The 6316-nt window shown below is 44.6% G+C and carries 6 protein-coding genes; 4 read left to right on the top strand and 2 right to left on the bottom strand.

The window, feature by feature from the left end; translation table 11 throughout:
- The first annotated feature begins 67 nt into the window (after positions 1-67).
- Both ACTIE6_RS15085 and ychF read left to right on the top strand, forming a co-directional pair.
- Entirely contained in the window at positions 68-415 is a 348-nt protein-coding gene (locus tag ACTIE6_RS15085) for a DUF3276 family protein (RefSeq protein ID WP_031526095.1), read from the top strand.
- 161 nt (positions 416-576) lie between these two features.
- Positions 577-1677 (top strand): redox-regulated ATPase YchF, encoded by a 1101-nt coding sequence (gene ychF, locus ACTIE6_RS15090; protein WP_439557427.1) that lies wholly within the window; start codon positions 577-579, stop codon positions 1675-1677.
- Between the two features lie 58 nt (positions 1678-1735).
- Here ychF and ACTIE6_RS15095 read toward each other — a convergent pair whose 3' ends face one another.
- Positions 1736-3016 (bottom strand): DUF5103 domain-containing protein, encoded by a 1281-nt coding sequence (locus ACTIE6_RS15095; RefSeq protein WP_439557428.1) that lies wholly within the window; start codon positions 3014-3016, stop codon positions 1736-1738.
- 98 nt (positions 3017-3114) lie between these two features.
- On the opposite strand from ACTIE6_RS15095, the gene ACTIE6_RS15100 reads away from it, so the two are divergent.
- Positions 3115-3693 (top strand): Uma2 family endonuclease, encoded by a 579-nt coding sequence (locus ACTIE6_RS15100; RefSeq protein ID WP_439557429.1) that lies wholly within the window; start codon positions 3115-3117, stop codon positions 3691-3693.
- Between the two features lie 49 nt (positions 3694-3742).
- Here ACTIE6_RS15100 and abc-f read toward each other — a convergent pair whose 3' ends face one another.
- Entirely contained in the window at positions 3743-5686 is a 1944-nt protein-coding gene (gene abc-f, locus ACTIE6_RS15105) for a ribosomal protection-like ABC-F family protein (protein ID WP_439557430.1), read from the bottom strand.
- 136 nt (positions 5687-5822) lie between these two features.
- On the opposite strand from abc-f, the gene ACTIE6_RS15110 reads away from it, so the two are divergent.
- A partial coding sequence (locus ACTIE6_RS15110; RefSeq protein WP_439557431.1) for a precorrin-2 dehydrogenase/sirohydrochlorin ferrochelatase family protein occupies positions 5823-6316 on the top strand: 494 nt, incomplete at its 3' end.

A 6316-nucleotide genomic window follows, 5' to 3' on the forward strand; every position in this document is an offset into this window, starting at 1 on the left:
GCCAGACGAGCTCCGTAATATGTCTTTGTTTTTTTTGTTAGCAGCAATAAACGTTTTATTTTAGCGTTTGAAAACCTATTTAAAACTAAACATAGTGGAAGACAGAGAGCAAATCTACTCCAAAAGGGTTAGGGCGGGAAAACGGACTTACTTCTTCGATGTTCGCTCTACGCGATCTAACGATTATTATCTCACCATCACTGAAAGCCGTCGCCACCCACAGGGAGACGGGTTTACGTACGAAAAGCACAAAATGTTTTTGTACAAAGAGGACTTTGATAAATTCGTGGACGCTTTGAAAGAGGCCGTTGACCACGTGAAGACAGAGTTGATGCCAGAAGTTGACTTCTCTCAGTTTGAAACCAAGGCCGACGAGGTGGATGTGGTTGGAGAGTCGGATCTTAAGTGGGATTAAAAACATTACATGAATAGAAAAGCCTTTGCAATCAATTGCAAAGGCTTTTGGTTTTTGTACTCGCTAAATTGTAATTTTGCAAAAAATTTAATTTAGCAGACAGGAGTTCCTTGCTTTCCAACAAGAAGAATGCCTGCTATTCACTGCATACTTCTTAAAATATGAGTCTTCAATGCGGGATCGTCGGGTTGCCAAACGTAGGTAAATCCACTCTCTTTAATGCGATTTCTACCGGCAAAGCCGAAGCCGCCAACTATCCATTCTGTACAATCGAGCCCAATGTCGGTGTTGTGACAGTTCCCGACGAGCGTCTGGAAGTTCTTACGTCGCTTGTTAGTCCGCAAAAAGTTATCCCGACTATCATCGAGTTTGTGGATATCGCCGGATTGGTGAAGGGCGCAAGCCAGGGTGCCGGGTTGGGCAATAAATTTCTAGCTAATATCCGCGAAGTTGACGCGATTGTTCACGTTGTAAGATGTTTTCAGGACGAAAACGTAGTGCACGTGGAAGGCCGGGTTGATCCTGTTTTTGATAAAGAAATTATCGACGCAGAGTTGCAGCTGAAAGATCTCGAATCTATTGAAAAGAAAATCCAGCGCACAGAAAAAGGCGCCCGCGCAGGTGATGCAAAGGCGAAAGCTGAACTGGAATGGCTGAAAAAATACAAATCCACATTGGAAGCAGGTAATAATGCAAGAAGCGTGGAAATCGACGAAGAAACCAAGGAAGCGGTTATCGGTGATTTGCAATTGCTGACAGCTAAGCCGGTGTTGTATGTAGCCAATGTGGATGAAGGCTCGATGCTGACAGGTAATGAATATTCTGAAAAGCTAAGAGAAACCGTCGCCAAAGAAGGCGCAGAAGTGATCGTACTTTGTGCGGCCATTGAATCCCAGATTTCTGAAATTGAAGATCCTGAGGAGCACGAGATGTTTTTGGGTGAATACGGTTTGAAAGAATCGGGGTTGAGCAAGCTTATCAAAGCTTCTTACAAACTTTTAAACCTGATTACTTACTTCACGGCAGGTGTGAAAGAAGTACGTGCCTGGACAATCGTGAAGGGTTGGAAAGCACCTCAAGCAGCTGGCGTGATCCACTCCGATTTCGAAAAAGGATTTATCCGTGCGGAAGTGATCAAGTTAGCTGATTACGAGCAATATAAGACAGAGGCGGGCGTGAAAGAAGTTGGTAAAATGGCTGTGGAAGGAAAAGAATACGTAGTTGCTGACGGAGATATCATGCATTTCAGATTCAACGTCTAGAAATTCATAAACGCAAATGAAAAGAGCAGCCGCATAGGTTGCTCTTTTCATTTCAATGCTACCGGCGTCGGTTCCATTCAACCGTACGGTAACCTACAAGCAAATCGGCTCTGCCTGCCGGTGGCCGGTGATAGATCAGGATATCATAGTCGTTTTCGGTAGCTCCGTAATTTCCTTCGATGAATGATTCGTCAGGCTTTCCATTACCTGTTTTCATGATGTAATCGTAATTGACTACGCCCTGTTTCAGCATAATTTCCGCTTCGTAAGCCTGCGCGTCAGGATTGTAGGTCATTTTGTTGCGTTCATTCAGCTGCCAGAGATTAAATGCGCCATTTACATAGAATGTAGCGTCGGGTTCTTCGGCTATTTTCAGTGTGAAAAAAACCGGCGTATAATCAGCCTCTACACTTCCCCGGCCGGATTCCCTTTGATCTATGATATAGTTTCCATTAAAGTCATCGACCTGGATGTAAGCGCCGGTTGATCTGGGCTTATCGGGGAACAGGAACAGACTTGTAAATTCATTGGTACGCTCCATTTCATTAATTCCGAAACCTCTTGCGGATAGTGTCCGGCTATCGAAGTAGCGGAATTCATTACCGCCCGGAAATGTATTTTCAAGATCGAAAAAAGTATATTCAAGCAACCTGTCAAAAGGTTTGACGCTGGTAGGTTTGAAGCCGCTTTTCATTTGGTCAAACCGGAAATTTTTGCGGATAAATACTTTCAGGTCTGTCTGCGGGGCAATCAGCTCGTATCCTTTGTAATCCACAGAGAAATCAATTTGTTGATCAGAAAATTGCTCCTGAATGCCCTGGGAAAACCGTGCTTTTGCATTGATAGTAACCCTGTTTTCAAAAAGCATAAATCTCCTGCTCAAAACAGGTTTTCTGTCCCTGTCTGAATACACATAAATCACATAATTGCCGGACAGCTTCAATCTCGGCAATTCGAGCCGGTAATGGAAATAGGGCACTTTGGTGCTGAAAGCCTGTTCGGGACTATTTACAGGATATTCATTGAACTCATAAGTGAATTCAATATCATTCAAATTCGACTTTGTCCAATCTGCATTGCAATGGACGATTTTGGCTCGGTAGCTATTGAATTCCGCGGACAGATCGTCAAATTCCAGAACAAACGGCGCACCACCATTGAGTTGCTTAACTGGCGGCGTGAGCAGGCGGGTAGGGTTTTCGGGATCTTCCAGCGCGGGATACAGTAGTACAGTCCGGATCTTTTCATCATATATATAGTCTTCCAGCCGCAGTCCGTTTGGCTGCGAATAGGTCTTTAAAGCGCAATTAATAAGAGAGATAAAAAGCAGTAGTCGCATCAAAAATCTTTAAAATAGTAACGTTACTTTTCTGATCAAGGTACGTATAGTTAATAAAAGGTCTTTGCACATTATTAACTATTTTTGTTTACACACGTATGACAGCACAACCTATTATCATGTATTCAGCAGAAGAGTATCTCGAACTGGAAAGAGCCGCAGATTACAAAAGTGAGTACTATCGTGGCGAGATTTTCGCGATGGCGGGAGCCGGGTTTAATCATAATGCGATTGTTTCCAGTCTTCAAATTGACATCGGGACTTCGCTTAGAGGAAAGTCTTGCCGCAGCCTAACACAGGACATGAGGATTTATATTCCTGAAAATGGTTTGTATACCTATCCCGATCTGCTGATTTTCTATGGCAAACCAAATTTTCAGGATGATAAGACGGATACGCTGCTTAATCCTTCTGTGATCATTGAAGTACAATCGCCCAGTACCGGCGAGTATGATCGTGGGCAGAAATTTCATTTGTACCGGAGTATTTCAACGCTGGTCGAGTACGTGCTGATCGATTCCCGGAGGTTGAGTGCGGAAGCACATCGCAAAGGCGACAATGGTCTCTGGACTCTGGTCTCCGAGGCATATTCGATTGACGAATCCATAGAAATCAATCACATTGATCTTCAATTGCAAATGGCAGATATTTACGCGCAGACCGAAGGGATTATATAAGTCCAAAACGAAAAGAGGAAATCGCCTGATTTCCTCTTTTTCGTTTTGGTTATTTGCTTGCCAGCTCTTCCACTTCCATCATCAGATTTTCCCAGTTTTCGGTGGTTTGTTCCAGCTTTTGCTTGATGTCAGCGTAAAATTTGTTGATCTCTGCAAGCGCAACTGAATCATTGTAGATCGTCGGATCTCCCAATTTTGTTTCTGCCTCAGCCTTGCGGATTTCCAGATTATTGATGGTAGATTCCAGCTCTTCAATCTGTTTCTGCGCTTTTTTCAGTTTGGCAGCATCCTCGCTTGAATGCGGTTTAGGGGCACTCTTTGCCGGTGCAGCTTGTTGCGCAGCTTTTTGCGGAGGCGCGCTGCTGACAGTTGCTTTCTCGCTCACCGCAGATTGCAAGCCTCTTTCTTCAACCCAGATTTCATATTCCTGATAAGTACCAGGGTATTCTTTAATCTGGTGGTCTTCGATGTACCAGATCTTGTTTGCAATATTTTCAACAAAATACCTGTCGTGGGAAACAACAATGTAGCTGCCTTCGTATTGCTGCAAAGCCTGGATCAGGATGTTCACCGACTGCATATCCAGGTGGTTGGTAGGCTCATCGAGTAGCAGGAAATTAGCCTGTGACAACAATACCTTCGCCAATGCAACCCGCGATTTCTCTCCTCCTGATAATACCTTGATTTTTTTGAAAACATCATCGCCGGTAAACAAAAAGCAGCCCAGCACAGTCCGGAGCTCGGTTTCGGTCTTATTTGGGTTCGCGTATTTTAATTCTTCAATTAAATTGTGCGCGATGTTCAGCGATTCCAGCTGATGCTGCGCGTAGAATGTAAATGATACATTGTGGCCAAGCCTTCTTTTTCCTTCAATAGGCTCGGTACCGGCAACAACCCTGAGCACGGGAGACTTACCCCGCCCGTTTGCTCCGATCAATGCAATTTTATCCCCGCGCTCCATACTGATATTGGTGCTGTCCAGAATCACCTTCTCTCCATACGCTTTCGAAGCGTCTTCCAACTGGAAAACGTGCCGGCCAGGCTGGGTAGTAAATTGAAAACGAAAGTGGACTTTTGCATTTTCATCTACTACTGCATCCACAACTTCCATTCTGTCCAGTGCCTTTACACGGCTTTGCACCTGGCGCGATTTGGTCGCTTTGGCTTTAAAACGCTCGATAAAACGCTCAGTCTGGCGGATTTTAGCCTGCTGGTTTTCATAAGCACCGCGCTGGATTTCGTTACGCTCTTCCTTTTCTTCTAAATAGTAAGAGTAATTTCCCGCATAGTAGATCAGCTTTCCGCCTGATACTTCGATGGTCGTGTCAATTGTATTATCAAGAAATTGCCTGTCGTGAGAAACCACGATTACTGCGCCTTCGTAAGACTGTACGTATTTTTCAACCCATTGAATAGAGGGTAAGTCCAAGTGGTTGGTAGGCTCATCGAGCATGAGCAGCGAGGGTTTTTGCAAAAGCAGTTTCGCAAGCATTACACGCATTCTCCATCCACCCGAAAACAACCTGAGTGGCTGGTTCAGATCGCCGGTTGAAAAACCAAGACCTTCGAGAATAGCTTCGGCCTTCGATTGTACAGAATAGCCGTCGAGCGCCTCAAATTCATCCTGCACTTTCGCCAGCCTGTCTACCAGCGCATCCGTATAATTATGCTCCATATCGTGCAGGATCTTGTCGATTTGCACTTGCAGCTGGTTTTGTCTTTCAAATGCCTGCATTGCGACGGAAAGAATGGAATCGTCGCTTTGGTACGAAAGCAAATCCTGGTTCAGAAACCCGATTGTGCAATCACCTGACTTGGAAATATGCCCTTCGTCGGGCTGGAATTCGCCATTGATCATTCGAAGGAGGGTGGATTTTCCTGTTCCGTTCAGACCAATGAGGCCAATTTTCTGTTTTGGCTTTATATGCAGCGATGCACCGTCGTAAAGTGCTCTGTCGCCGAGGAAATAACTGATGTTGGTAATTGCGATCATAGTACAAAGTTACACGGAAAGAAGCAGATAGTAAAAGTAGGATTGTTGGAATAGTTATAAACCGTACCCGACAAGCAGATTGCAGAGTTATTTTGTTGTAAATTTGATTATAAACCATTTATCCAATAGCCAGGCTATGAACAAGCTTTTCCCTGTTTTTATCAAGCTTGAAAACCTGCATACATTGATTGTAGGAGGAGGTTACGTGGGGCTCGAAAAAATTACCGCGGTACTGGACAATTCCCCGCAAGCTATGATCACATTAGTCTCGCCCGAGATCCGGCAGGAGATCGTAGACTTTGCTGCGGAAAATGCAAGAATTACATTGATCAGGCGGGTTTTTCAGGATCAGGACCTTGATGATAAAGATCTGGTCATTGTGGCTACCAACGATAAGGAAGAAAACCAGCGTATCTGGAATACCGCCAGGGCCCGGCATATACTTGCCAATGTGGCCGATACGCCTGCTATTTGTGATTTTTACCTGTCTTCGGTTGTCAGAAAAGGGAACCTGAAAGTGGCCATTTCAACCAATGGAATGTCGCCTACTTTGGCCAAAAGACTAAAAGAAGTGCTCGGCGACGCCCTGCCTGATAACCTGGAAACAGCAATGCAGCAGTTAAAGGAAGT

The sequence above is a fragment of the Dyadobacter sp. genome, assembly GCF_051859145.1.
Classification (GTDB): Bacteria; Bacteroidota; Bacteroidia; order Cytophagales; family Spirosomataceae; genus Dyadobacter.

What these genes read in the sequence shown, in the direction of transcription:
- ychF (WP_439557427.1), top strand. Translation starts at nt 577, where the DNA reads ATGAGTCTTCAATGCGGGATCGTCGGGTTGCCAAACGTAGGTAAATCC.
- ACTIE6_RS15095 (WP_439557428.1), bottom strand. Translation starts at nt 3,016, where the DNA reads ATGCGACTACTGCTTTTTATCTCTCTTATTAATTGCGCTTTAAAGACC.
- ACTIE6_RS15100 (WP_439557429.1), top strand. Translation starts at nt 3,115, where the DNA reads ATGACAGCACAACCTATTATCATGTATTCAGCAGAAGAGTATCTCGAA.
- abc-f (WP_439557430.1), bottom strand. Translation starts at nt 5,686, where the DNA reads ATGATCGCAATTACCAACATCAGTTATTTCCTCGGCGACAGAGCACTT.